Annotated in this window: 22 protein-coding genes; 19 read left to right on the plus strand and 3 right to left on the minus strand. The window is 46.3% G+C overall.

Annotation, left to right across the window (positions count from 1 at the left end; translation table 11 throughout):
• Nucleotides 1-62 precede the first annotated feature (62 nt).
• Nucleotides 63-1,778, plus strand: coding sequence for a M28 family metallopeptidase (locus CWE08_RS05840; protein ID WP_241973848.1), 1,716 nt, complete (start codon nt 63-65; stop codon nt 1,776-1,778).
• A 4-nt stretch (nt 1,779-1,782) separates the two neighbouring features.
• A complete protein-coding gene (locus CWE08_RS05845) occupies nt 1,783-2,289 on the plus strand; it encodes an HIT domain-containing protein (RefSeq protein WP_206750634.1) in 507 nt (168 codons plus the stop codon).
• Here CWE08_RS05845 and fldB read toward each other — a convergent pair whose 3' ends face one another.
• Nucleotides 2,290-2,832: a flavodoxin FldB gene (gene fldB, locus CWE08_RS05850; RefSeq protein ID WP_126766664.1), complete on the minus strand. Its 543-nt coding sequence runs from the start codon at nt 2,830-2,832 to the stop codon at nt 2,290-2,292.
• 204 nt (nt 2,833-3,036) lie between these two features.
• Between fldB and CWE08_RS05855 the strand changes: the two genes are divergently transcribed.
• Nucleotides 3,037-3,309, plus strand: coding sequence for a YfcL family protein (locus CWE08_RS05855; protein WP_126766666.1), 273 nt, complete (start codon nt 3,037-3,039; stop codon nt 3,307-3,309).
• Between the two features lie 63 nt (nt 3,310-3,372).
• Here CWE08_RS05855 and mnmC read toward each other — a convergent pair whose 3' ends face one another.
• Nucleotides 3,373-5,352, minus strand: a complete 1,980-nt coding sequence (mnmC, locus tag CWE08_RS05860; protein WP_126766668.1) for a bifunctional tRNA (5-methylaminomethyl-2-thiouridine)(34)-methyltransferase MnmC2/FAD-dependent 5-carboxymethylaminomethyl-2-thiouridine(34) oxidoreductase MnmC1 — start codon at nt 5,350-5,352, stop codon at nt 3,373-3,375.
• A gap of 107 nt (nt 5,353-5,459) precedes the next feature.
• On the opposite strand from mnmC, the gene fabB reads away from it, so the two are divergent.
• From fabB to CWE08_RS05915, 11 genes are all read left to right on the plus strand, one after another.
• Entirely contained in the window at nt 5,460-6,671 is a 1,212-nt protein-coding gene (gene fabB, locus CWE08_RS05865) for a beta-ketoacyl-ACP synthase I (RefSeq protein WP_126766670.1), read from the plus strand.
• 154 nt (nt 6,672-6,825) lie between these two features.
• Nucleotides 6,826-7,974 carry a 4-phosphoerythronate dehydrogenase gene (locus tag CWE08_RS05870; protein ID WP_126766673.1) on the plus strand — a complete coding sequence of 383 codons (1,149 nt, stop codon included), beginning with the start codon at nt 6,826-6,828 and terminating at the stop codon, nt 7,972-7,974.
• A gap of 75 nt (nt 7,975-8,049) precedes the next feature.
• Complete coding sequence (locus tag CWE08_RS05875) at nt 8,050-9,066, plus strand: aspartate-semialdehyde dehydrogenase (protein ID WP_126766675.1); 1,017 nt, start codon at nt 8,050-8,052, stop codon at nt 9,064-9,066.
• Nucleotides 9,067-9,188: 122 nt separating this feature from the next.
• The gene (locus CWE08_RS05880; RefSeq protein ID WP_126766678.1) at nt 9,189-10,457 is read left to right on the plus strand and encodes a FimV/HubP family polar landmark protein; all 1,269 of its coding nucleotides are present in this window, start codon (nt 9,189-9,191) and stop codon (nt 10,455-10,457) included.
• Between the two features lie 3 nt (nt 10,458-10,460).
• Entirely contained in the window at nt 10,461-11,261 is an 801-nt protein-coding gene (gene truA / locus CWE08_RS05885) for a tRNA pseudouridine(38-40) synthase TruA (RefSeq protein ID WP_126766680.1), read from the plus strand.
• A 165-nt stretch (nt 11,262-11,426) separates the two neighbouring features.
• Complete coding sequence (gene accD, locus CWE08_RS05890; RefSeq protein WP_126766682.1) at nt 11,427-12,305, plus strand: acetyl-CoA carboxylase, carboxyltransferase subunit beta; 879 nt, start codon at nt 11,427-11,429, stop codon at nt 12,303-12,305.
• Nucleotides 12,306-12,332: 27 nt separating this feature from the next.
• Complete coding sequence (folC, locus tag CWE08_RS05895; protein WP_126766989.1) at nt 12,333-13,640, plus strand: bifunctional tetrahydrofolate synthase/dihydrofolate synthase; 1,308 nt, start codon at nt 12,333-12,335, stop codon at nt 13,638-13,640.
• A gap of 80 nt (nt 13,641-13,720) precedes the next feature.
• Nucleotides 13,721-14,278 carry an SPOR domain-containing protein gene (locus CWE08_RS05900; RefSeq protein WP_126766685.1) on the plus strand — a complete coding sequence of 186 codons (558 nt, stop codon included), beginning with the start codon at nt 13,721-13,723 and terminating at the stop codon, nt 14,276-14,278.
• Between the two features lie 80 nt (nt 14,279-14,358).
• Nucleotides 14,359-14,847 (plus strand): CvpA family protein, encoded by a 489-nt coding sequence (locus tag CWE08_RS05905; RefSeq protein WP_126766687.1) that lies wholly within the window; start codon nt 14,359-14,361, stop codon nt 14,845-14,847.
• 18 nt (nt 14,848-14,865) lie between these two features.
• Nucleotides 14,866-16,377 (plus strand): amidophosphoribosyltransferase, encoded by a 1,512-nt coding sequence (gene purF, locus CWE08_RS05910; RefSeq protein ID WP_126766690.1) that lies wholly within the window; start codon nt 14,866-14,868, stop codon nt 16,375-16,377.
• Nucleotides 16,377-17,246 (plus strand): TraB/GumN family protein, encoded by an 870-nt coding sequence (locus CWE08_RS05915; protein ID WP_126766693.1) that lies wholly within the window; start codon nt 16,377-16,379, stop codon nt 17,244-17,246. Before purF ends, CWE08_RS05915 begins: the two co-directional genes overlap by 1 nt.
• A 102-nt stretch (nt 17,247-17,348) precedes the next feature.
• On the opposite strand, the gene astB is transcribed toward CWE08_RS05915, so the two are convergent.
• Nucleotides 17,349-18,692 carry an N-succinylarginine dihydrolase gene (gene astB / locus CWE08_RS05920; protein ID WP_126766696.1) on the minus strand — a complete coding sequence of 448 codons (1,344 nt, stop codon included), beginning with the start codon at nt 18,690-18,692 and terminating at the stop codon, nt 17,349-17,351.
• Between the two features lie 319 nt (nt 18,693-19,011).
• On the opposite strand from astB, the gene topA reads away from it, so the two are divergent.
• From topA to CWE08_RS05945, 5 genes are all read left to right on the plus strand, one after another.
• Nucleotides 19,012-21,729 (plus strand): type I DNA topoisomerase, encoded by a 2,718-nt coding sequence (topA, locus tag CWE08_RS05925; RefSeq protein WP_126766698.1) that lies wholly within the window; start codon nt 19,012-19,014, stop codon nt 21,727-21,729.
• Nucleotides 21,730-21,809: 80 nt separating this feature from the next.
• Nucleotides 21,810-22,214: a hypothetical protein gene (locus CWE08_RS05930; RefSeq protein ID WP_126766701.1), complete on the plus strand. Its 405-nt coding sequence runs from the start codon at nt 21,810-21,812 to the stop codon at nt 22,212-22,214.
• A 2-nt stretch (nt 22,215-22,216) separates the two neighbouring features.
• Complete coding sequence (locus CWE08_RS05935; protein WP_126766703.1) at nt 22,217-23,716, plus strand: hypothetical protein; 1,500 nt, start codon at nt 22,217-22,219, stop codon at nt 23,714-23,716.
• Nucleotides 23,713-24,867 (plus strand): hypothetical protein, encoded by a 1,155-nt coding sequence (locus CWE08_RS05940; RefSeq protein WP_126766706.1) that lies wholly within the window; start codon nt 23,713-23,715, stop codon nt 24,865-24,867. The genes CWE08_RS05935 and CWE08_RS05940 overlap by 4 nt, the downstream gene beginning before the upstream one ends.
• Entirely contained in the window at nt 24,864-25,385 is a 522-nt protein-coding gene (locus CWE08_RS05945; protein WP_126766709.1) for a hypothetical protein, read from the plus strand. Before CWE08_RS05940 ends, CWE08_RS05945 begins: the two co-directional genes overlap by 4 nt.
• Nucleotides 25,386-25,392 lie beyond the last annotated feature (7 nt).

Genomic DNA, 25,392 nt, shown 5'->3' on the forward strand with positions numbered 1-25,392 from the left:
AGCCAGAGCTTAGCTTTTTGCGTCAGCAATATGATAATTTTAAAAAGAAAATGGAAGCCATTATGAAGAAACGTTTTTTAAGCAATGCCGGAAAAATGACGGGGTTGGCGAGTGCCGTTGCTGTTGTTACATTGCTTAGTGCATGTGCACCCGAACAGGACACCAGTGAAGTTCATGCTCCGGCACCTGCTGCGAATCCAGCAGCAGTGCAAGCTCATTTAGAATTTTTAGCGAGCGATTTGCTTGAGGGCCGCGACACTGGCACTCGCGGACACGAAATTAGTTCACATTATATTGCTGCGCAATTTCAGCTCATGGGTTTGGAAGAAGCCGGCACCGATGGCTACTACCAGCGAGTATCTTTTCGCAGCGCCCAGTTAAGCGAACAAGAGCCCACGTTTAGTGTGGAAACAGCCAGCGGAACCTATGATTTTGAATATCGCAAAGATTTTACTACCGGCGCTAACACTGCAGAAGAAGTTTCGGAAGTATCTGCAGAGCTTGTGTTCGTTGGCTATGGCTTGGTATCAGAAACCTTCGGTATTGATGATTATGCCGGTGTTGATGTTGAAAATAAGATTGTTATTGCGGTAAGTGGCGGTACCGAGGGGCTTCCGAGTGAAGAGGCGGCTCACTTAGGCGCACAAAAGCAAAAGCAAGCAGTTGCACGGGGTGCCGTTGGTTTTATTACTTTACATACGCCAGAGCGTGAGGCTGTTCGGCCTTTTGAACGCGCTGTGCTATTCGGTTCAGGCCCACGTATGCGCTGGCTCGATACAGATGGCAATGCCCATGGCGAAGATGGCCAATTAAAAGGTAGTGCTTACCTAGATTATCGTGCGGCAGAAGTGTTCTTTGCTGATTCGGAATATTCATTAGATAGTATCTTTGCCGCGTTAGAGGCGGGTGAGCGGCCCGCTGCTTTTGAACTCGATGCTACGGCTACCATGAGCCGCGAATCGGTATTCACGGAAATTGATAGCCCTAATGTTATTGGGATGATTGAAGGTGCAGATCCAGTATTAAAAAATGAGTATGTTATTTATACGGCGCATTCAGATCATATCGGTTTAGCTCGCGATTTCACCACATCATCAAAAGTGAATAACGGTGCCCTTGATAATGCAGCAGGCGTTGCGGTAATGCTGGAAACGGCGCGCATGTATGCAGAGCAAGCTGCTGCGGGTAACCCTCCGCGGCGCTCAATTCTATTTGCGGCGGTAACTGCTGAGGAAAAAGGCTTACTTGGTGCTGATTACTTTGCTCACAATCCTACTGTTCCAATTGAGAGCATCGTAGCAAACGTAAACTTGGATATGCCGGTACTTTTGTATCCATTTGCTGATATCGTGGCCTTTGGCGCCGACCATTCAAACCTAGGTGAAATCGTGGCTCGTGCAGCAGGCAAGCATGATATCGCCCTGAGCCCAGACCCGATGCCTGAGCAAGCGATATTCACTCGTTCTGACCATTACACACTAGTGCGTCAAGGTATCCCAGCAGTGTTCTTGATGACAGGCTTCACCTCGCAAGATGAAGATGAAGATGGCGGTGAAGTTTGGGGGCGTTTCTTTGCTGAAAACTATCATCGTCCAGGTGATGATTTGCCCACATTAACGGAACAATATGGCGGCATTCGTTATGATTTCGGCGCGTTATTTACTGATATAAACTTTCAAATTGGTGTGGAGATAGCGAACGCCGACGAAGCCCCGTATTGGTTGCCGGATAGTTATTTTGGAAAAATCTTCGCCTCCGATTCAACCGTTAGAGATTAATTGCATGGTAAATGATGCAGCGAAAGATGCCGGAGTATACTCCGGCATCTTTATGTTACATAAACAATTAGAAGCCGATTGTTTCAATCTTGGGCGCTTGCCCCTGTGTCAGGTATTGATGATGAATGATCGGCAATACCCATGGTTTATTTTGGTGCCGCGGCGGCCGAATGTCAGTGAAATTTTTCAGCTTTCGAGCGCCGATCAAGCCGCACTTTGGCACGAATCAAGTTGGTTTGGGCAAATGATTATGGATGTTTTCAACGGCGAGAAATTAAATATCGGAGCGCTTGGAAACATGGTTCCCCAGTTGCACCTGCATCACATTGTGCGCAATCAATACGATGCGAGTTGGCCAGCCCCGGTGTGGGGGAGATTGCCGGCAAAGCATTATTCGGTAGAAGATGCGGCTAAACGAATAGGCCTCATTGAAGCGAGGTTGCTGAATTATCGGGCTCCCGAGGCCGAATTCGGCGGTTTAGCGCTCGATGATTCTGATTTCGAAGCTTAATTACTCAATGCCTTGAGCAATCTCTTCAAGTACTTGCATGCACCAAGTTTGAATTCTTTCATCTGAGAATTCATATTGAGAATCTTCATCAAGCGCTAAGCCCACAAATTTTGTTTTATCGGCAGTGAGCGCTTTCGAGGCGATAAATTCATAACCCTCAGTTGGCCATAGGCCAATTCGATTAATGGTTTTGCCAGTATCAACTTCGGCAATCGCATCATGGAGCATACCAAGCGCATCTTGGAACCATTCACCATATCCTTGCTGATCACCCATGCCAAAAAGTGCAATAGTTTTGTGGCGCAAATCGAGGTCGGCAATTTCGTCCCAGTGGCTTTCCCAATCCTCCTGAATTTCACCGAAATCCCACGTGGATAAGCCAAAAATTAGATAATCGTATTGCTCAGCATCTTTTAATGGGATGTCCTTAATGTTGTGAAGTTCGAGGATATCAGCACCGATGATATCGCGCATTTTTTCAGCGGCGATTTCTGTATAGCATGTTGTGGAGCCATAAAATAATCCAATGCGGAAATCACTCATAAAATACCTTTCCTAAACGATGCGGTGAACAAAACCTTCGAGACTAAAATTAAGCTGCGAGAGGATAGCAGATCCCACGATTGAACTCATCAAGAGGGTACGAATAAAAATATCAGTACGCTAGAGAGGGATGGCGAGATCAGCTACAATAACGACGCTTTTTCTTACATTAAAACACGTGGTATTAGTGACAATAGAGGTCTTATGGCGAATAAATTAACAATTTTGGCTGATTCATTAGAAAGTGTATTCGATGAGGCGGTAGTTAATGGTGATGATAACGAGCTTTTTGCCAGTGGCTATTTACGCGGGCATTTCGATCTTGTGGTTGCTCAGCTGGAGTTACGGGGTGAGGAATCGCCGGAATTATTGTGGGAAGAGCTTAGATCGGCTTTGAAACGCAGCAAAGATGAGTTAAACCCGCAAGATCAACAGCACGTACAAAACATGTTGGAGCGCCTAATTGCCGCAGCCTAAAACGTTTTTAGCCTTCAGCGCTAAAAAGAGCCCGAAACAGAAAACATCTGTTCGAAACAGCACCTAATATACCCAGATTGATTTGTTTCGCAAGCGCGCGCGTTCGGCAAAACGAATTGGTTTCAATGCCGCATTAATCCGCGCGGTAACCGGCAGAGGTCGGTTTTCAACTTGTGCCGCCACCAGTGCCGCGGCTAACGGAGCACTAGTAAGGCCCCGCGCACCAAGCCCACTGAGAAGCCAAAGATTCGAGTATTCCTGAAGCTGGCCATTCACGAATTTAGGCACACGCCCTGCTAGGGGTAAGTGATCTGGCGTGGTTGCCCTAACACTCGCTCGATTGGCAACCACCCAGCTTTGAGGCGCAGAAAACGAAAAATCATCACGCAGTTGGCGTAAATTTTGTTCATCGTCGTTTGGGTCGATAATAGCGTCCGTTCTAGTTTTATCGAAGGTTGCACCAATACAACATAAACCTTGATGCACGGGTGTAATATAGCCACCCCCACAGAGTACTTGGTTTAAATTTGCTAGTTGGTGGTTATCTGGAACCGCCAACTGCGTAATTTGCCCTCGTACAGGGCGAATAGGTACTAAAGCTTGCGGGAGTAATTGCGTACTTTTCTCACCACCGGCAATAATCACCTGATCAAAGCACAGATTCTCTGCTACGAAATCCTTGGACGTGCTCTCTAGTAAAAGCTGCCACTGCTGGTGGGAACTTGCCGATGAACAGGCGTTGAGTGCTTGGATATCCAAAATCTGACAAGAAAAATGCACACTGAATTCTAAATTCGATTGTTTCCGATGTGAGGCAACCTTTTCTAGTAATTCATTGACCAGTTGTTTAGCGGGCACCCACCCAGCGGTTGGCAGTAAAACCGCTGGCGTAGGCAGCGGCACATTAGCCTTTACTGAAGCCTGTGCTTGCGTTTGCGGTTGCCAATAGGGGTCTGGATAGAGATTTAGGCTCCGAATACTGCGAATTTTCAGTAACTGGGGAGTACTCTTACTGAGTTGCTGCACCCCACTTTCATGCCAACAGTTTGGTACGGCACTTCGGTAGAGTTGGCGCGCGAACTCATGGGCATGGCTGTAGAAATCGGAAGAGGGCGTCCATTGCGCCTGCAGTAGCGGATATACAGCGCCTTGGGGGTTTCCTGAAGCGCCGGCAGCTGCTGCCTCTGCTGCCGCAAAGATGTGAATGCGTTTGTTAGAATTGCGCAATTCATAAGCAAGAGTGGCGGCGGCAATGCCATCGCCAATAATAGCAATAGATTGCGCGGCCGGTTGTGCGGGTTTCCCCATCTTTTGAATTCCGCCGAACAACATTTCTCGTTTGCGCCCAAACCCCTTTGCTTTTTTAACGTTTAGCCCTGCTTCTAGCATTTGCCGGCGCACATTCCCAGTAGCGCTGAAAGTAGCAAAAGTTGCATGGTTAGCCAGGCTCAAAGCAATGGCGTTAAATAGCTTAGAATCCCACATTTGTGGGTTTTTACTCGGAGCAAAGCCATCTAGGAACCATGCATTAACTGTGCGAGGGTGTTCTTCCGCCCATTCGCGAAGGGTGTCGTTTACATCTGAAAAATAGAGATCTAACGTGATTTGCGGGTGAATCTCTATTCGTTGTAAACCCGGCAAGAGAGCGGGGTAGCGTGCCAGCAACAGGGAACTAAGGGTGCTAAATTGTGGCCAATGCTGATGAATTTTAACGAGATCAGCATGCCGAATAGGATATTTTTCGAAGCTGGTAAAATATAAATGCGCATTTTTAGGTGCCTTCTGAAGAAATAAATCAGCGGCGAGTAAGAAGTTTAATCCGGTACCAAAACCGGTTTCTGCAATCACAAATGAATCGTACTCGGAAATTGCGGCAAAACGTTTGTGGAGATCGTTGTGCTGAATAAACACGTAGTTGCTCTCGGCAATACCATCTTTGCGTGAAAAGTAGATATCAGCAAATAGAGTTGATTCGGGTATACCTTGTTGGTCGAACTCGATATCGGCATAATGCAAAGATGGATTGGCGTTAGCAGATGTCATATTGAGCCTTATTCGAGAATGTTAGTCAGCAGACCACTTAAAGAGTGCATTTTCGTTTTCATCGGTTCAATGTATGATACCGGAAATTTATTAATAGGATAGATTCAATGAGACGAGCAGTCGTAACCGGAATCGGAATTGTATCAAGCATTGGCAATAATCAGCAGGAAGTGTTGGAATCTTTGAAAACAGGGCGTTCAGGTATTACTCGCTCGGAACCATTTGCCGAAATGGGTTTGCGCTGCCAGGTTTGGGGTGATTTGAAAATCAATGCAAGTGAGCACATTGATCGTAAAGCCTATCGCTTTATGGGTGATGCCGCAGCTTATGCCTACATTGCTCTGGAACAAGCCATTGCTGATGCTGGCCTTTCTGCAGAGGAAGTTTCTAACGAGCGCACTGGCCTCGTAGTAGGTTCAGGTGGTGCTTCCGGCGAGCATCAAGTTGCCGCCGCTGATACGCTAAGAGAAAAAGGCGTGAAGCGAGTTGGGCCTTATATGGTTCCACGTTGCATGGCCTCCACAACCTCAGCTTGTTTAGCAACGCCAATGAAAATTAAAGGCGTGAACTATTCTATTAGCTCGGCGTGCGCAACGAGTGCGCATTGTATCGGCCATGCATTGGAATTGATTCAGTTAGGCAAGCAAGATCGTGTATTTGCTGGCGGTGGTGAAGAACTGCACTGGACCTTAGGCATGGAATTCGATGCCATGGGTGCCTTGAGCACTAAATATAACGATACGCCGGAAAAAGCCTCGCGCACCTATGATGCCAACCGCGATGGCTTTGTGCCCTCAGGTGGTGGCGGTATGTTGGTGATTGAAGAGCTTGAAACTGCGTTGGCTCGTGGCGCAACGATCTACGGCGAAATCGTAGGTTATGGTGCCACTTCGGATGGCTTCGACATGGTTGCGCCATCTGGTGAGGGCGCCGTGCGCTGTATGAAGATGGCGATGCAAGGCTTAGATGCACCTATCGATTACTTGAATACCCATGGAACAAGCACGCCGGTAGGTGATGTGAAAGAGCTAGAAGCTATTCGCGAAGTATTTGCAGAAAATACACCATTAATCAGCGCTACCAAAGCAATGACAGGACACAGCCTAGGTGCTGCGGGTGTGCATGAAGCTATTTACTCATTATTGATGATGAAAGAAAGCTTCGTTACCCCATCCATAAATATCGAAACACTGGATGAAAAAGCGGCTGGCATGAACATTGTGCGCGAGGCCACACCGAAAAACTTAAATCTTGTGATGTCGAATAGTTTTGGGTTTGGTGGCACTAATGCTTCATTGGTGTTTCGCAAATATCAGTAATTCATTACCCTTATAACGCCTGAAAAGGGCGTTTAGATAAGGTTTAACAGAAAGCCGTTCCAACTGGAGCGGCTTTTTTAATGCAAGGCTGGTTACTAGAAGCTATTCTAAACGCTCAGATTATCGTTAGTGTGGATCAACGAGGGAAAAAGCGATGAAATTTTTGATCGACAGGAATCTGCCTGCCTCAGAGTACTTATTCTCTAATCTTTTTGAAACATCGCAGTTGTGCTTCTACCAAGGCCGGGAGCTTCCTGAGGAACACCTTGCCGATACTGAAATACTCTTGATTCGTTCGGTTACAGAAATAAATGAAGCGGTATTGGCGAAAGCGCCGAAGTTGAAATTTGTTGGCACTGCCACTATTGGCGTTGATCATGTTGATATTCAAGCACTAGCTGCGCGAAATATTGAATTTGCTAGTGCAGCAGGTTGCAATGCAGTGGCAGTGGGTGAATATGTACTTTGTGCTGCCCTCGCTATTGCCCAACGAGAAGGTTTCTCTTGGCGTGATAAACGCGCCCTCATTGTGGGTGCCGGGAACACAGGCAGTGAGGCAGGAAAGCGTTTAGCCGCATTAGGAATGCATGTTGAATACATTGATCCGATAAAACAAAGAGCGGGAGCCGAATTACCCTTTGGTGATTGGCAAAGCTTGCCAAGCTATGATTTAGTTTCTTGCCACGTACCTATGAACATGGAAGGGCCCGATGCTACATGGCATCTATTAAACGCAAATCGGATCAACGAGTTACAAGCGAATGCCGTATTAATAAACGCCAGCCGTGGCGCTGTGGTTGATAACCAAGGGCTACATCAGCGCTTGAAAAACGGACCCTCTTTACATGTCGCTTTGGACGTTTGGGAAGGTGAACCGCAGGTCATTGATGGCTTAGTTTCTCTTGTTGACATTGCAACACCGCACATTGCCGGACATAGCATTGAAGGTAAGATTAGGGGTACATATCGCTTATATACCCAACTGCATCAGTTTTTTTCCTCAACATCAGAGCTTATTCCTGAAGCTGCGGTTTTACCACAAACAAACGGCGATCCCACTTTGATAGCACATGGCTTTAGCGAAACTGACATTAACCAGTGGGTACAAAATGTTTATCCGATTCTGCAGGATGATCGGAATTTTCGGGAAAATGGACGAACAACCCAAGGGTTTGATAGATTACGAAAAGAGTATCGTTTACGGCGTGAAATGTGGAGCCAAGTGTTAATTTGTAACCAATCTTGCTCCATTGAGCAGCAGAATCAGTTACGCGCGCTGGGTTTTACTGTGCGAGCAGCGTAGAATAAGCGTAAATTATTCGATAACAAATTCACAGCCTTTGGTTTTTGCCACGGGCTTAAGTTTTGAGGGTTATTAATGAGCATTGAAGTAAATGTTGCTGTGTTGGGTGCCACTGGTTTGGTGGGCAAACAAATGATGGAATGCCTTGAAGAACGCGGTTTTCCCGTAAAGCAATTATTTCCGCTTGCTAGCAGCCGTTCAGCGGGCACTGAAGTAAGCTTCCGTGGTGAAGATTTGCTTGTTGAAGATGCTGAAAATTTTGATTGGAGCCAAGTTGAAATTGCATTTTTCTCGGCTGGCGGCAGTATTTCTGAAATCTACGCACCACGTGCCGCTGATGCCGGCTGTGTTGTAATTGATAATACCAGCCAATTTCGTTACCAACCTGATATTCCTTTGGTGGTTCCGGAAGTAAATGCGCACGCTATTGCAGAATTTCGAAATCGCAACATTATCGCGAATCCGAATTGCTCAACGATTCAAATGTTGGTTGCGTTAAAGCCTATTCACGATGAGTTCGGTATTGAGCGCATTAATGTAGCCACTTATCAATCGGTATCAGGCGCTGGCGCTTCAGCAATGGATGAACTGGCACAACAAACATCAAAGCTCTTAAATGGTTTACCCGCTGAGCCGGAAGCGTTTAGCCGGCAAATTGCGTTTAATGCCATCCCGCAAATTGATGTTTTTCTTGATAATGATTACAGCAAAGAAGAAATGAAAATGCATTGGGAAACCCAGAAGATTTTTGGGGATGAAAGCATTATGGTGAATGCTACCGCGGTTCGGGTGCCAGTGTTTTTTGGTCATGCTGAAGCGATTCACTTAGAAACTCGGCTGCCGGTAGATGTTGAACGTGTTAAGGCTTTGCTACAGCAAGCTGAAGGCGTAGAGTTACGGGAATTGAATGATGAGTTTCCTACCCAGGTTTCTGATGCATCAGGAAAAGATACCGTATTCGTGGGTCGAGTAAGAAAAGATTTTACCCATCCGAATGGTTTAAATCTTTGGGTAGTAGCCGATAATATTCGCAAAGGCGCAGCCACAAATAGTGTGCAAATTGCCGAGCATTTGCTTCGAGATTACTGGTGATTTTAGCGTTCACCAAAACCTTGAAAACTATAAAACTGATAATTAACTAGATAGCGGCAAGCTGAATTCGGTGCAAAGTATTAGCATCAGAGCGGGCTCCATGAGCAAGCAGGAAAATAAAAATGATAAGCATGCAAACAACAACTCATTCTCGCGCTTCTTTTCGTTGGTTCAACCCGCGGTCGATTGCAAACATGATTTTACTGACCGCGGTGCTTTTGTTCGTATCAGTAAGTTTTGCCGATGAAGCAGAGCCCACTTCTAATTCGAGCTCGCAAGAATCAAGCCAGCAAACCTATGGTCCGATTACTAAACAGGACACGATGTGGTTTATTGCTAATCGTATTCATCCGGATCGCAGTGTTAGTATTTATCAAACGATGGCGGCTCTGGTAGATGCTAATCCAGAGCTATTCCCCGAAGATAATATTAACCGTTTATCTACCGGCGTTACGCTCTTCGTGCCATCGGCGAGCGATATTCGAGCACAAGATGCTGAGCTAGCCAGAACGCGCATGATTCCATTGTTGGGTGGCGAGTTCGTAGCTGCGGAAATGGCTCGAGAAGCCCGTGTTCAAGGCGCGAATTTTCAGGGCGCAACCGCCGGTGCAGAACAAGCAAGAATTGATGAGTTACAGGCCGCACATGAAGCTCGGTTAAGTGAGTTGCAACAACAACTTGCGGACACTGAACGAGAGTTACGGACGGTACAGCGCAGCAATCGGGAGCTTAGCGAGCAAGTAAGTGACTTGGAAGCTGCTTTGAGCGTTGCAGAATCGGTTAATGTGGAACAAGCCGCTGCGCCGCAAACACTGCAGCGAGAAGTGGTTATCGAAGAAAACTATGAGCCGAGTTTAGCTTGGTTCTTAGCTTGGCCAGGTGTTCTTATTCCGGTGGCCTTTATTGGCTTAATTTTGGCGTTCCTAATTCTCGTTTTTCGCAAAAATACCAGCGATGAAAAATCGAATTCACCGCATAAGGTGGCAACGGCCGCACACTTAGCCGAAGCTTCGGAAAGCGAGGCACAAGCGCCTGCGCATGAAGCAACTGGGAATGAAGTGCCTGAAGCAACACAAGCCGGAGTGGAAACAGAAGCGCCTGCGCAAACGCACGAAAAGGTAGAAAACTATCGAGAAATATCTGAGATTTTGGATGAAGCTGAGGCGGATGCCGATGACGATAGTGATGTAGATGCCGGGCAAACGAAAGAAGAGGCGATGCAGGCTCAGCGTGAAGAATTAGCGGCGCAAATTGATCTGGCTAGAGCTTATTTAGAGATGGGCGAGCTCGATGAGGGTATTGCGGCACTTGAGGAAGTGATGCCAATCGCGGATGCTGAGTTACAAGCTGAAGCCGAGCAATTACTAGCAAAAATAAAGGAACAGAAATAGGCAATGCGAATAGCGCTCGGAGTAGAGTATGATGGCCATCGATACTTTGGTTGGCAACGTCAACAAGCAGTACCTAGCGTACAAGAATGTTTAGAGAAAGCGATTAGCAAAGTTGCCAATCATTCAGTAGTGGTAACCTGTGCGGGCCGCACGGATGCGGGCGTACACGCAACAGGACAAGTAGTTCACTTTGACACGCAGAATGTGCGAGATGACCGAGCGTGGACCTTAGGCGTTAATGCAATGCTACCGGACGACATCGCGATTCGTTGGTATGCAGAAGTAACTCAAGATTTTAATGCTAGGTTTAGTGCTACGGCTCGGCGTTATCGGTATATCATTTATAATTCGCCGGTACGGCCTGGTATTTTAAAGCACGGTATTACCCACGTTTATCACGCGCTCGATGCTGAACGAATGCATACAGCGGCACAGGCCATTTGTGGTGAACATGATTTTACCTCGTTCCGGGCCTCACATTGCCAATCCAACACCCCGTATCGAAATATTCACTTTGTCACTGTGCAGCGGTTAGGTGATTTTATTGTGGTTGATATTAAGGCAAACGCTTTTGTGCACCATATGGTACGTAACATTGTGGGCTCACTCATCATCATTGGGCAGGGTGAACAACCGTTAAGCTGGATGGCAGATTTGCTGGCTGCTAGAGATCGCACATTGGCGGCGGCTACGGCGAAACCGAATGGATTGTATTTGGTTGACGTGATTTATCCTGAGGAATGGGCGATTCCAAGAGCTCCGATTGGGCCGTTGTTTTTACCGGAACAATTAACAACGCTGTGATCAGTGCAACTGAATTATCTAAATTGTAGTGGCGTGGCTAAAGCCCCAAGGTTAGTGTTTAGACCACTTCTTGCTGCACTATCGCCCGCATTTGTGCTTTAATGTAGCCTTAACCGGTGATTTTAAATAGACGATACAGAAAGTATCGGGAGACATTAGGTTCTTATGAGCTGGATTGAACGAATTCTTGCTAAGCCACAATCAAGTAGAAAGAAAAACATTCCGGAAGGCGTGTGGAGTAAATGCGAAGGTTGTGAAGCTATTTTGTACCGCGCTGACCTCGAGCGCCACCTTTCTGTGTGTCCAAAGTGCGGACATCACATGCGTTTGTCGGCACGGGAGCGTTTGGCAGCATTTTTAGACCCGGGTAATCAAGAAGAGCTAGGGGCTGATTTAGAGCCACAAGATCGCTTGAAATTTAAAGATACTAAAAAGTATAAAGACCGCTTAGTAGCCGCGCAAAAAGCCACGGGAGAAAAAGATGCTCTCGTAGCTATGAGCGGTAACTTAAAAGGTATTCCCGTTTGCGTAACGGCTTTCGAATTTAAATTTATGGGCGGCTCCATGGCTTCGGTGGTGGGCGCACGCTTCGTGAAAGCGGCAGAAGTTTGTTTAGAACGGAAAATTCCTTTAGTGTGTTTCTCTGCTTCCGGTGGCGCCCGCATGCAAGAGGCGTTGCTATCGTTAATGCAAATGGCGAAAACCTCCGCAGCCTTGGCCCGCATGAGTGAGGAAGGATTACCTTTCATTTCTGTACTTACTGATCCAACCATGGGTGGTGTTTCTGCCAGCTTAGCAATGCTAGGTGATGTGAATATCGCAGAGCCGAATGCGTTAATCGGCTTCGCAGGCCCTCGTGTTATCGAGCAAACGGTGCGCGAAACCTTACCTCCCGGATTTCAACGGGCTGAATTCTTACTCGAGCACGGTGCGATTGATATGATTGTAGATCGCCGTGAAATGCGTGATCGTATCGGTGGTTTGCTAGCAAAAATGCAGAATTTACCAACCGTTAACCCCGAAGTACAAACACCTTCTGAGTGAGCTAAAGCCTTGAAAGCAACTTTGGAAATGCAGGCTAAATGGAGCCTGCAGCAATGGCTTGAATATTTAGAAGGCATTCATCATCGGCCCATTGATATGGGCCTAGAACGTGTTAGAGCGGTTGCTGAAACTCTCGATCTACTCCATCCCACGGCGAAAGTAATAACAGTTGGCGGAACGAACGGTAAAGGTTCCACCGTGCGTTATCTCGAACAAATGTGTTTAGCCGCTGGCATTACGGTTGCCACATACACATCACCTCATTTAGTGAAATATACCGAGCGAGTTCGGGTAAACGGTTATGAGCTTAGCGAAGCGGATCACGTGCAGGCATTTTGTGCGATTGAAAAAGCACGCTCAGACGTTAGCTTAACTTATTTTGAGTTCGGCACCCTTGCGGCAGTTTGGTTGTGCCAAAGATATAAACCAGAGGTTATTGTTCTTGAAGTGGGCTTGGGTGGTCGCTTTGATGCGGTAAACATAATCGATCCGGATGTAAGCGTAGTTACCAGTGTAGGTGTTGATCACATTGAGTTTCTGGGCTCAGATCGTGAACAAATTAGTTTTGAGAAAGCCGGTATTTATCGTGGTGATAAACCCGCTATTTGTGGCGATCCAAAACCACCGCAGCCTTTGCTTGCGCACGCAAGAGCTATTCAAGCAGAACTTTATTGTGTGGGTACCGATTTTTACGCGACACAAACGAACGAGAGCTTTGATTTCTTCGGGCCTGTTAGCAATTGGTTCGGGTTGCCGCTGCCAAGTTTGCCATTTGCCAATGCGCTAACGGCGCTAGCCGCGGTGCAACTGAGTGGCTTAGCTGTTGATGCTAATCATGCAGCGGCAGGTTTAAGCCGAGCGCAATTAACTGGCCGCTTCGAAATAGTGCAAACTCAGCCAACAGTGATACTTGATGTTGGCCACAATCCACACGCTACTGAATTTTTAGCACAACGCTTGCAGGCGTTGTTTGCAAATCGGCGAGTTGTTGCGGTGTGCGGTATGCTCAAAGATAAAGAGCACCGAGCCACGTTAGCGCCATTAAAAACAACCATCAAGCATTGGTATTTAGCATCACTTCCTGGCGATAGAGGAACGAGTGCCGAACACCTAATGCAAGCGTTAGTTCCTCACGCTGTGGCAAACGCGCAAGTAACTGCAAAAATAGACAGTGAATTAGCTGGCGAAATAGGTTGCTATTCAGATCCGGTGGCGGCATTTACACAAGCCAAGGCTGACGTTAGCAACGATGATGTTATAGTATGTTTTGGATCTTTTCTGACTGTTGCGGCATTGCAGCAACATCTTTCCGGGCAAGCAAACACAAAGGTTTGATACTATTAGGAAAGATAGCAAGATTAGTGCTAGTAAAAGCGCACACAGTAAAGCATAGAAAATATAACGAGGTAGCATAGGTGGCGAGTCAATTACAAAACCGAATCGTGGGCACATTAATCGTGGTTGCACTTGCGGTTATTATTTTGCCTGATTTGTTATCTGGTAAAAATTACAACCCCGACGATGATTTCCAAGTAAGTCCGCTACGTCCAGAAACAAGCGCGGAAATGAATGCACCAGAATTTCCTGAAGATTTTTCCGAGCGTGCCCAGCGTGAACCTCGGGTGTTTGCCGAAGATGATGGCTTTGCCATTCCTGAACCGCAAGAAGCTGGGTTAAATAATACCACCGCCGGCGATACCGAAAGTGTTAGCAGCGAAGTTATGAATGAAGGTTGGGTTATACAACTGGGCGCATTTCGAAATGCTGAGCGCGTCAGTGAAATTGTTACTGAGCTTCGCGCAGAGGGTTATTCCGCATACAGTAGAAATACGCGTAACAGTAATGGCGATTTACTTACCTTGTTGATGGTGGGGCCTGATGTTAATGCGGCTCGTTTAGAGGCTCAATTGGCGCAGTTAGAAGAAATATCAGGTTTATCTGGGCGCGTTGTTGAGTACCGCCCTGTTGAGTGATTTTAGCTGAAATAAACTTCGAGCAAGCGCGCATCTCTTCTGTTAGAATGCGCGAAAATTCCACTATGGCGGGCTAAATTATGGAATGGATCGATTATGCAATTATCGGGGTGATAGCGCTATCTGTCATCGTCAGCCTCGTCCGCGGCTTTGTTAAAGAGGCTTTATCCTTGGGCGTTTGGATCGCCGCCTTCTTTATCGCTAGCCATTTCTATCTGGAATTAGCCGCTTATTTTACCCGCATGGAAGATACTATGCTTCGCAACGGAGCAGCGGTTGCAGCGTTATTCATTGCCACCTTAATCGTGGGCTCCCTTGTCACTTACTTTGTTAGCCAATTAGTGCAAAAAACAGGGCTCTCCGGAACCGATAGGGTTTTGGGTTCCGTGTTTGGTGCTCTGCGTGGTGTATTAATTGTCAGTGCGTTGTTGTTTGCGGCGGACACCTTCACACCCATGGCGCAAAATCCATGGTGGCAGAATTCTATTTTAATCCCCCATTTTAGTGTTTACATTCAGTGGTTTTTTGAATATCTACAAAATACATCCAGCTTTTTACAGCCGGAATAATCAACGAGAGGTTTGTGCATGTGTGGTGTTGTCGGAATCGTAGGGAATCAACCAGTTAACCAGGCGCTCTACGACGGACTGACGATGCTGCAGCATCGTGGGCAAGATGCTGCTGGTATCATGACAATTGATGGGCAAACATTACGGCTACGAAAATCAAACGGGTTAGTACGAGATGTGTTTCACACTCGCCACATGCGCCGCTTGAGCGGCAACATGGGGATTGGCCATGTGCGCTATCCTACCGCCGGCACCAGCAGTTCAGCGGAGGCTCAACCTTTCTATGTGAACTCTCCGTTTGGAATCGCCATGGCGCACAATGGCAACCTAACAAACGCGGCTGATCTGCAAGCGGCGCTTTTTGAAAAAGCGCGCCGGCACATTAACACATCTTCAGATTCAGAAATCTTACTTAACATTTTTGCCTACGAATTAATGGAAAGTAAGCAACTCGAATTATCTAAAGATGAAATTTTTTCAGCGGTAGCTCGCGTTCACGAACAAGTTCGTGGTGCTTACGGGGTGGTAGCCGTGATTATTGGCCATGGTTTAGTGGCCTTTCGCGATCCGCACGGCATTCGTCCCTTGGCTTTGGGTAAACGGGAAACACCTCAGGGTACCGAATACATGGTGGCTTCTGAGAGTGTGGCGATTGATGGAACTGGGTTTACCTACGAGCGCGATGTTGAGCCTGGTGAAGCAATTTATATCAGCGAGCAGGGTGAATTTTTCAACCAGCAGTGCGCCGCCAACCCAGTACATAATCCGTGTATTTTTGAATATGTTTACTTTGCGCGCCCAGATTCAACTATTGATGGTGTTTCGGTTTATGCAAGCCGCATTAACATGGGGCGTAAACTTGGCGAGAAAATTCAACGGGAATATGCCGATATTGACATCGATGTGATAGTACCCATTCCTGAAACCGCCTGTGATATCGCGCTTGAGATGTCGCGTGTGCTGAATATTCCATATCGACAAGGGTTTGTAAAGAATCGTTACATTGGCCGAACCTTCATTATGCCGGGGCAAACGCAACGGCGGAAATCAGTACGCCGTAAGCTGAATGCGATTAGTGCTGAGTTTAAAGGCAAAAATGTACTCCTCGTTGATGATTCGATTGTGCGGGGCACTACCTCAGAGCAGATCATTGAAATGGCTCGCGAAGCCGGTGCTAAGAATGTGTATTTTGCTTCTGCGGCGCCAGAGATCCGCTATCCAAATGTTTATGGCATAGATATGCCGAGCGCGAATGAACTTATTGGCTTTGGCAGAGAAGCCGATGAAATTGGTGCTATTATTAAAGCTGATGGCTTGATTTATCAGGATTTGGACGATTTAATCGCTGCTGTTAAAAGCGAAAATGAGAGCCTAGAAAAATTCGAAACATCGGTGTTTAACGGTGAATATGTTACCGGTGATATTAATCAGGCCTATTTAGACCGCCTTGATGCCGCACGCAACGATAGCGCACGGGCGGATGACGATCAGGATAGTACTAACCCAGAATTATACAACGAGGGGGATTAATGAAAGGATTACGTTTACTACTCATTGTATGTTTGTTTTTTTCGGCTGTTGGAAGCAGCTCAGCCGAGGTTTTGTACCGTGCACAATACGGTGAACAAACATGGTGGTTACTCGGCACCATACATGTGGGTGGTGAAGAAACAGAATTATCATCGCAAGCACGGAATGCCTTCTCTGAAAGTGAAACACATTGGTTGGAACTTACACCGGAAGAGCTAGATAAAGCCGGGCCTTTGTTGCTTCAATATGGCTTTCGTAGCGAAAAAATGTCTGCTCAGGTTGAACCCTCTCTGTGGAAGCGAGTGGAAACAGCGCTTGCGAAATACGATATAGCGGCTGCGCAATTGGATAACATGCGGCCCTGGTTGTTTGAACTTATGGTAAGTGTACAAATAGCGATGGCTCAGGGCTTCAACGCAGAGCAAGGTTCGGAAATGCAGCTTATGGCATGGGCTGCCGAGGAGAACATCGAGTTTTCTGGTTTAGAAACCGCCGAACAACAAATCGAATCGTTGCGTCATGGTGCTGTGGAGTCCGATAGCGAGTTCCTCACGCGTCTTTTAGAGCAAATGGATGATGGCGCTCTGGATACCGATAGTTTGGCGGAAATGTGGGTTCAGGGCGATCTAGATGGGTTAACCGGCTTAATCTTAGAATCGATGACGGAACAACAGTTAACTGCTTTGTTATGGCGCCGTAATCATGCCTGGATGGAACAACTAACGCCTTTATTGGATGCTGAAGATACGAACACTCATTTCATTGCAGTGGGCGCGGGGCATTTAGGCGCCGAACAAGGCTTACTTGAATTATTTGCCGCACAAGGTGCCACGATAACCAATTATTCCAACACCGAAATGCTTAAGTAGGGTAGTTCTCGTTGGGTGGCAATTGGGTGAAAAAACAGATTTCATAGAAAAAAACGGCCGAGGCCGTTTTTTTGTTTTTTCATATTGAAATATGAGCCTAATTTAAAGGGCGTTTCGTTGAAACGGGTATACCGAACCCAAGTTAAGAATTTGAGTCAGTTCATCGAGAGCCGTTCTTGATTCATCTAACAAATTGGGGTCGATTAAATCACGAACCGCAAGCTCATCACGGTAATGTTTATCAACCCACTGATTTAAACGCGCAAATAAGTGGTCAGTTAAAATGACATTGGGGTTCACCGCTTCTAGTTCTTGATCGTTCAGGGCTACCCGAAGCCGCAAACAAGCAGGGCCACCGCCGTTACGCATGCTCTGTTTTACATCAAAGTAGCGCACTTCTTTGATGGGGGTATTACTTTGCACGAGTTGCTCTAAATAGGCTTTCACGCCCGCATGCTCTTCGCATTCAGTTGGAGCAATAATAACCATATGCCCAGGTTTAAGCGTAACCAATTGAGTATTAAATAAATACGTGCGCACGGCATCTTCCACACTTACAGCCGCGCTGGGCACTTTAATAAAATGCATAGGTTGACCAAGCTTCGCTTCTAATTCAGCAAAGGCTGGGGCTTCGTTTAAAAAAGCTTGCTCGTGATAGAACAAAACATTTTGGTTACCTACAGCAATAACATCGTTGTGGAACACGCCTTGATCGATTACCGCCGGGTTTTGTTGTAGGAACACCGCATTATCGTCAGCGAGACCATGCAGCCGCGCAATCGCCTGCGAGGCTTCAAACGTTTGCCGGGCTGGGTAAATTTGTGGCGCCGGCTTACTGCTATCAAATGCATGACGGCCGTAAACAAAAAGCTCTACGCCGGCATTACCATAATCGCTGCAGAATCGAGTGTGGTTTGCGGCGCCTTCATCGCCAAAGTGTTCGTTGTCTGGCAGGTGTTGATGATGCTCAAAAAAGCGCTCATTTGCGAACATGGCACGGAGGATTCTGCCACTCGTTTCCGGCTCTAGTGAGCGATGAAATTTGTTCGTTAGATTGGCAGGTGTGAAATGAACTTTACCGTTGCGAGTATCGGCACTTGGCGATACGGTAGCCGCGTTTGCTGTCCACATACTCGATGCCGAACAACAGGCTCGAAAAATAGCAGGTGCTTCTTTCGCGGCTTTCTCTAGAACAACCTGATCGCTGCCGCTGAAGCCAAGGCGCCGAAGTGCATAAATATCTGGCCGTTCTTGCGGCGCTAATACGCCTTGAACGAGGCCAATTTCTTGTAGCGCCTTCATTTTTTGTAAGCCTTGCTTGGCTGCTGATTTCGGGCTAGAGGCACTTTTTGCATTACTCAATGAGGCTACGTTACCAAAAGATAACCCAGCATAATTGTGAGTTGGGCCTACTAAACCATCGAAATTAACTTCAAAGTGCTGCATGATTTACTGTTGCTCCTAATTTTTTCAGCATCCAAAAATGCTTTGTTTGAGTATCATTATACGCAACCTAACGCGGGTTAAAAGCCCGTTTTGCCAATGGTTTCCGTGAGGGGAAGCTAGTATTGCTTAACTATTCACTTAATCATTGTATTTAAGCTGATTTCATTTTTCGGGTTGTTTCTTAGCGCTAATCCCTATATATCTTAAAAAGGAAGGGTGAATCGCTGAATCCCCTTGAATATTTATATTTGAAGGTTTATACAGAAGCCCAAATAGTTCGCATAATCATTCGCACCACTAAAAAGAGACATTGGATTTCATGGGTAAAGCACTAGTAATTGTCGAATCCCCCGCAAAGGCGAAAACGATTAATAAGTACCTCGGTTCCGATTTTATTGTGAAATCAAGCATCGGCCACGTTCGCGATCTGCCAACTAAGAGCGGAGCAAAAGCACCAACTAAATCACCCGCCGAAGTTCGGAAAATGTCTGAGAAACAGAAAGCTAAATACAAGCGTGAGCGTGATTACGTAAATCTTGTATCGCGGATGGGTATAGATCCGGAGCATGGTTGGGAGCCTCATTATGAGGTGCTACCCGGTAAAGAAAAGGTTGTAAAAGAATTACAGTCATTGGCAAAAAAAGCCGATACAGTTTATCTCGCAACGGATTTGGATAGGGAAGGGGAAGCGATTGCGTGGCATTTGCGTGAGCTTATCGGCGGCAATAATGACCGTTATCAGCGTGTGGTATTCAACGAAATCACCAAAAAAGCGATTCAACAAGCCTTCTCTGAACCCACAGAACTTAATGTATCTCGAGTAAATGCGCAGCAAACTCGTCGGTTCCTCGACCGTGTGGTTGGTTTTATGCTTTCGCCATTATTGTGGAAGAAAGTAGCACGCGGGCTCTCAGCGGGAAGAGTGCAATCGGTAGCCGTTCGATTAGTGGTTGAACGTGAACGTGAAATTAAAGCCTTTGTACCCGAAGAGTTTTGGGATTTACATGCTGATTTGAGTGCACAAAAAGAAGAAGTGCGCTTCGCTGTGAGCCGTTATCAAGGCGAGAATTTCAAGCCTGTGAATAAAGAACAGGCAATGGCCGCGGTGCAAGCGCTTGAGCATGCTCGTTATGAAGTGGTTTCCCGTGAGGATAAACCAACTTCAAGCCGAGCATCAGCACCTTTTATTACTTCAACTTTGCAACAAGCCGCTAGCACCCGGTTGGGCTTCGGTGTTAAGAAAACCATGATGATGGCGCAGCGCCTTTATGAGGCAGGCTATATTACTTATATGCGAACAGATTCAACGCATTTAGGGCAAGATGCATTAACCAGTGTGCGTGGGTTTATCGAAAAAGAATTTGGTAAGCCTTATTTGCCTGAAAAACCTAATTTCTATGGTGCTAAAGCGAATGCACAAGAGGCTCATGAGGCGATCCGGCCTACCGATGTGAAAGTACGCTCAAAGGCACTGAGTGGTATGGAGCGTGACGCTGAGCGCTTGTATGAGCTAATTTGGCGGCAAACTGTAGCCTGTCAAATGACGCCAGCAAAATATGATGCAAGCACCATCACCGTAAAAGCTGGTGAATATGAGTTGAAAGCTCGCGGCCGAGTCATGCGCTTCGATGGTTGGACCCGAGTGCAACCGCCAATGAGCCGTAAAGGCGCCGAAGATACGCATTTGCCTGATTTAAAAGAGGGAGCAGAACTAAAGTTGATTGCGCTTGATCCGCAACAACATTTTACCAAGCCACCGGCCCGATTCGGTGAAGCTTCATTGGTAAAAGAATTAGAGAAACGCGGCATAGGTCGGCCTTCAACCTACGCCTCTATTATTTCTACCATTCAGGATCGAGGGTACGTGCGTGTTGAAAACCGCCGTTTTTATGCCGAGAAAATGGGCGAAATTGTAACCGATCGGCTTACGGAAAATTTTCGTGATCTTATGAGCTACAATTTCACAGCTGAAATGGAACAGCGCCTAGATGACATCGCCGAAGGAAAGCAGGATTGGAAAACGGCGCTCGATGAATTCTATCGCGATTTCAAAGATAAGCTTGAACTGGCTGAAGATCCGGAAGATGCAGGCGGAATGCGCAGCAATCAGATGGTAGAAACTGATATTGAATGCCCAAAATGCGGGCGCAATATGGGTATTCGTACGGCATCAACGGGTGTGTTCTTGGGATGTTCAGGTTACAACTTGCCGGTTAAAGAACGTTGCACACAGACTTTGAATTTAGTGCCTGGTGATGAGGCTGTGAAAGTATCTGACGATGACGATGGTGAAGCAGAAGCTTTAGCTTTGCGTGCTAAGAAACGTTGTCAAAAGTGCGGTACTGCAATGGATTCTTATCTTCTTGATGAAGAAAGAAAATTACATGTTTGTGGTAATAATCCTGTGTGTGATGGATATCTCATCGAAAAAGGAACCTTCAAAATCAAAGGCTATGATGGTCCTCTTATAGAGTGCGATCGATGTGGTAGTGATATGCAACTCAAGGCTGGGCGATTTGGCAAGTATTTTGGTTGCACCAACGATGAGTGTAAGAACACTCGAAAACTTCTGAAAAATGGTGAAGCCGCTCCACCGCGGGAAGACCCAGTACACTTACCAGAATTGCCTTGTGAGAAATCCGATGCGTACTTCGTACTGCGCGATGGTGCTTCAGGTATTTTTATGTCTGCAAGTACGTTCCCGAAATCGCGGGAAACTCGCGCTGTAACCGTGAAAGAATTGCAACGTTTTCGTGATCGCCTGCCTGCTAAATTCCATTATTTAGCGGATGCGCCGGCAGAGGATCAAGCAGGCCGTGATGCGGTTGTTCGTTATAGTCGGAAAAATAAAATTCAGTACGTGATGACTGAAGAAAATGGCAAAGCGACTGGATGGCAAGCACACTATGAGAGTGGTCGTTGGGTTGAGGAAGAAGGTAAAGCAACTGCCTCAGGAAAAAAGAAAACCACCAAGAAAGCGCCAACGAAAACAACAAAACGGGTTGTTAAAAAGCGTACAACTAGGAAAAGCTCTTAGTCAGAGTGAATATCTAAATAGAACAACCTAAGACATGAAATAAGCCGACAGGATGTCGGCTACTAGCAAAAGGAGTTGCTATGCATCTGAATCTTAGCAAGGTTTCGGCTTCATCTTGTTTCTTATTATTATTCGGCAACGTTGATGCATTGGCGTTTTCGTTGCCTGATTGTCCACCGCTAAACCTTCAAGCCTTTAGTAAAAGTGCAAATTCGGTTTTTGAAAACAGCCAGTGGGCCGAGATTGAGCTCAAACCGGGTCTCTTACGGCCACAACTGGAGCAATTGCTGAAAGAGCACTGGGGCATTCAGAATATCGTTTGGTATGCCGAGGATGGCCACTACTGGCCAACTCGCTACGCGATGCGTGCCGCCACCTGGGATGAATTACTCAATACTCTAATCGCGCCCTACCATCTAAAAGTTACCCTGCATGCAAATCATACCGCGGTTGTTGATTACCTTTTTGATAAGAAGGGGGGCTAATCATGCGCGCATTATTCTTGCTGCCTTTATTTCCTATGTTGTTTGCGTGTAGTGGTTTAGAAAGTTACGAATCTCGGCGGACTTTGGCAGAGGCCAGATTGCAGGCGGCTTATGAATTACCAAGCGAAAGCGCAACGGTGAGCCGAATTGTTCGCGAACAGGGCTATTTCGTGCCACCCCTGCAGTTACCCGAGCAAGATGGACCAGGTTGGTTTGATTTAAATTTGGAATTCTCCTTCGATAACTACCCGTTGAAACAAGCCCTACAGGATATCACGGCCCCTTTGGGAGTAAGTGTACGTTTGTTAGATAACATAGATCCGAATACACCCATTACGATGCGCCACAATGGCAACGTGGGTGCAGCCATTGAGCAAATAGGGTTATTAACAGGCTTATCATTTGTAGCCGAGGAACGCTTAGTAACGTGGCGTCAATTCGAGATGGCTGAATTTGATGTCGCCTTCTTGGCAGGTGCTACCAACTTTTTTCTTGGTGCGGATGGGCAGGAGCAAGGGCAAGGTCAGAACTTTTCAAGTTCTTCACAAATGTCATTCAATAGTGGCTTGAGTGACGAATCATCCCAGTATCTTAATTTTGCAAGTGAATCCCTATCCGTGTGGGACGATTTAGAGCGAGCTTTGAGCTTACTTCTCTCGGAACATGGTGAAATTGCAGTGAATCAAAGCTCAACATCGGTACTTGTAAGAGATTTACCACAACATGTGGCGCAAGTGAGAGAGTACTTAATCCAGCAGAATGAACGTTTAACTCGGCAAGTTGCCATTGATGTACAAGTAATTGAAGTAACCTTTAATGATTCCAAACAAGTAGGTATCGATTGGGATTTGATTTATCAGAACACCCGTGGTTCTGGCGTAATTAACCTTTTATCAGGTAATAATAATCAACTCTCTGACGGCGTTTCAGGGATAGGCTATCAACGGCAAAGTGGGCCAATGGCTGGCGCGAACGCTTTAATCAGCGCATTAAATCAGCAAGGTGTAGTAGAGGTTAGTAATCATCCGCGTTTGGTTACTTTAAATAATCAAATATCAAAAATCATCCTCGAAGATAACGTTACTTACTTAGCATCAGCAGGAACAAGTTCCACAGCAAATGTGGGTACTAGCGATCTTTTGATACCCGGAGTCGTTCGAACAGGTTTTGAACTCTATGTGTTGCCGAAAGTTGCGAATGAGCAAGTTCTCTTGCAGCTATCTACTTCGCTCTCAGATTTGCGCAGTATTGACGAAGTGCGTTCTGGGGAAATGATCATTCAAACGCCGCAAACGAGTAGAAAGAAATTCTTTATGAAAGCCATAGTGGCAAACCAAGAAACTTTGCTGATATCTGGTTTAGAAAATAGCCGGCAACAATGGCAAGAGGATAAAACTTTCGGATCGTGGTTGTTAGGAGGTAAACGGCAAAACAGCCGGCAGCATTCGGAAACCTTGTTATTACTCACGCCGCGCATTTTAACTGCTGGAGCCATGTTATGAGCAATATTATTTACATGGCAAAGATTAGTAATCGTTTCCCGCCTTTAGCGCTTAGAAAGTTAGCAATCACGCACTCGGCAGAGTACGGCAGTGTTCTGAAGATTGGTGGCCAGAATTGGGTACAATTAACAGATAGCTCGGAGCCGAATTATATGTCTTGGGCGTTGGCATATTTTCGTTATTCATCCGTGCTCTTAATTTGCCAACTTGATAGCAGCTATCTCGTAATTGCTTGGGATCAGCAAGAAGCTGTGTGTAATCAGCGAGTGAACTATGAGGAGCTACCGAAACTTGTTGCTTGCATAAAAAATATTGAGGGCTACGACCCGAAAGTTTTTTATTTTATCTACGACCAAGCATTTCTCACTTCTTTAAAAAATGAATGGCCTGATGCTGAGCAGCTAACTGATTGGCCAGATTTACTAAAAACGATACCAGAATTAAAGCTCATTCGCTCACAATTTAAGCAGCCACTGAGTTGGGGCTTAGTGAGTGCGGTGTGTTTCGTTCTCGTTTTTTTGCTGTGGCCGAATGAGCCGCAATTAGAGCATGCGCCGATTGCCCCAGAAGCGCCGAGAGCTAATTTAATTACTCTTCTCGCTGAAACTCCCGGAGCGGTAGCGCCACTACTTGAACTTGACGCTCAATTTCAGGCTTTACTTTTTCAGCTACCTGGCTGGCAAGTTGCTGCAATGGAGTATAAACAAGGCGTGTTGCGGTACCGTCTTTTAAGAACTACTGGGCATCTCAGTGAGCTACGCCGTTTTTCGGAGCGCTTTCATACTCAGTTATTGGTGCAAGGTAATGATGTTTGGTTACAAAGGAATGTCACTTTGCCACCGGCTCTTACCCAGCTATCGGAGAGCACGCAATTACAGCCACTGATTCATCTTGAAGATCATTTGAACGATAGTATTCGCACGCTTTTACCCGGCGGAGAGCCTGAATTTCAAGTTCTTAACGTTAACGACACTTGGGGAATAAGGCGTGCGCAGGTCAGGTTTGAAGGGTATTTCCAAGAGGATCTCCTGACCTTATCAGGATTAATTGATGGCTTACCGATTCGTTTAATAGATGTAAATTATCGAGTTCGAGATCATCAGCTATATGGTTACCTATCCATTGATATTTATGGGGAGCATAACGGATGAAGTTTCGCGTATTTATGTCGCTTATTGCAGTTATCGCAATTACCAATTCAGGTTTTTCCTATGCAAAATCCTCTTCAGAAGAAAAGGTGGAGATAAAGCCAATTCTTAATGCTGAGGAGGTGAATCAGCACCAGCAGCTAGCACTTTCTTTACGGAATCAAAAGTTATTGGAGCAGCAAGCGGAATCTAGAGCTAAGCAACTTCTTTTTCAGTTGCAAGCAGCTGAAGCTTGGGCTGCAATTCAACGCTTAGGCGTAAAGGTAAATGCTGTAAGTAACACTGAGGTAGAGGGAACAACAGTTGCTGAAATATATAGCGCCGAGAGGGAGGAAGTTAGTGGCTATCGCATACTTGCCATGATCAAACAAGGCGATCAATGGATAGCTAAAATCGGGAATGACCATCAGGTATTCACAGTTCATGATGGCCGTGAATTTAAACCGGGTGTAGAGGCGCGTATTCAACGAAATCGCGTGCGCTTGATAGGAAAGGGTTGGCAGCATGAGATAGCTATGTAGCGCATAC

This window comes from Aliidiomarina iranensis, assembly GCF_003987135.1.
GTDB classification, from domain to species: Bacteria; Pseudomonadota; Gammaproteobacteria; order Enterobacterales; family Alteromonadaceae; genus Aliidiomarina; species Aliidiomarina iranensis.

What these genes read in the sequence shown, in the direction of transcription:
- CWE08_RS05840 (WP_241973848.1), top strand. Translation starts at nt 63, where the DNA reads ATGAAGAAACGTTTTTTAAGCAATGCCGGAAAAATGACGGGGTTGGCG.
- CWE08_RS05845 (WP_206750634.1), top strand. Translation starts at nt 1,783, where the DNA reads ATGGTAAATGATGCAGCGAAAGATGCCGGAGTATACTCCGGCATCTTT.
- fldB (WP_126766664.1), bottom strand. Translation starts at nt 2,832, where the DNA reads ATGAGTGATTTCCGCATTGGATTATTTTATGGCTCCACAACATGCTAT.
- CWE08_RS05855 (WP_126766666.1), top strand. Translation starts at nt 3,037, where the DNA reads ATGGCGAATAAATTAACAATTTTGGCTGATTCATTAGAAAGTGTATTC.
- mnmC (WP_126766668.1), bottom strand. Translation starts at nt 5,352, where the DNA reads ATGACATCTGCTAACGCCAATCCATCTTTGCATTATGCCGATATCGAG.
- fabB (WP_126766670.1), top strand. Translation starts at nt 5,460, where the DNA reads ATGAGACGAGCAGTCGTAACCGGAATCGGAATTGTATCAAGCATTGGC.
- CWE08_RS05870 (WP_126766673.1), top strand. Translation starts at nt 6,826, where the DNA reads ATGAAATTTTTGATCGACAGGAATCTGCCTGCCTCAGAGTACTTATTC.
- CWE08_RS05875 (WP_126766675.1), top strand. Translation starts at nt 8,050, where the DNA reads ATGAGCATTGAAGTAAATGTTGCTGTGTTGGGTGCCACTGGTTTGGTG.
- CWE08_RS05880 (WP_126766678.1), top strand. Translation starts at nt 9,189, where the DNA reads ATGATAAGCATGCAAACAACAACTCATTCTCGCGCTTCTTTTCGTTGG.
- truA (WP_126766680.1), top strand. Translation starts at nt 10,461, where the DNA reads ATGCGAATAGCGCTCGGAGTAGAGTATGATGGCCATCGATACTTTGGT.
- accD (WP_126766682.1), top strand. Translation starts at nt 11,427, where the DNA reads ATGAGCTGGATTGAACGAATTCTTGCTAAGCCACAATCAAGTAGAAAG.
- folC (WP_126766989.1), top strand. Translation starts at nt 12,333, where the DNA reads ATGCAGGCTAAATGGAGCCTGCAGCAATGGCTTGAATATTTAGAAGGC.
- CWE08_RS05905 (WP_126766687.1), top strand. Translation starts at nt 14,359, where the DNA reads ATGGAATGGATCGATTATGCAATTATCGGGGTGATAGCGCTATCTGTC.
- purF (WP_126766690.1), top strand. Translation starts at nt 14,866, where the DNA reads ATGTGTGGTGTTGTCGGAATCGTAGGGAATCAACCAGTTAACCAGGCG.
- CWE08_RS05915 (WP_126766693.1), top strand. Translation starts at nt 16,377, where the DNA reads ATGAAAGGATTACGTTTACTACTCATTGTATGTTTGTTTTTTTCGGCT.
- astB (WP_126766696.1), bottom strand. Translation starts at nt 18,692, where the DNA reads ATGCAGCACTTTGAAGTTAATTTCGATGGTTTAGTAGGCCCAACTCAC.
- topA (WP_126766698.1), top strand. Translation starts at nt 19,012, where the DNA reads ATGGGTAAAGCACTAGTAATTGTCGAATCCCCCGCAAAGGCGAAAACG.
- CWE08_RS05930 (WP_126766701.1), top strand. Translation starts at nt 21,810, where the DNA reads ATGCATCTGAATCTTAGCAAGGTTTCGGCTTCATCTTGTTTCTTATTA.
- CWE08_RS05935 (WP_126766703.1), top strand. Translation starts at nt 22,217, where the DNA reads ATGCGCGCATTATTCTTGCTGCCTTTATTTCCTATGTTGTTTGCGTGT.
- CWE08_RS05940 (WP_126766706.1), top strand. Translation starts at nt 23,713, where the DNA reads ATGAGCAATATTATTTACATGGCAAAGATTAGTAATCGTTTCCCGCCT.
- CWE08_RS05945 (WP_126766709.1), top strand. Translation starts at nt 24,864, where the DNA reads ATGAAGTTTCGCGTATTTATGTCGCTTATTGCAGTTATCGCAATTACC.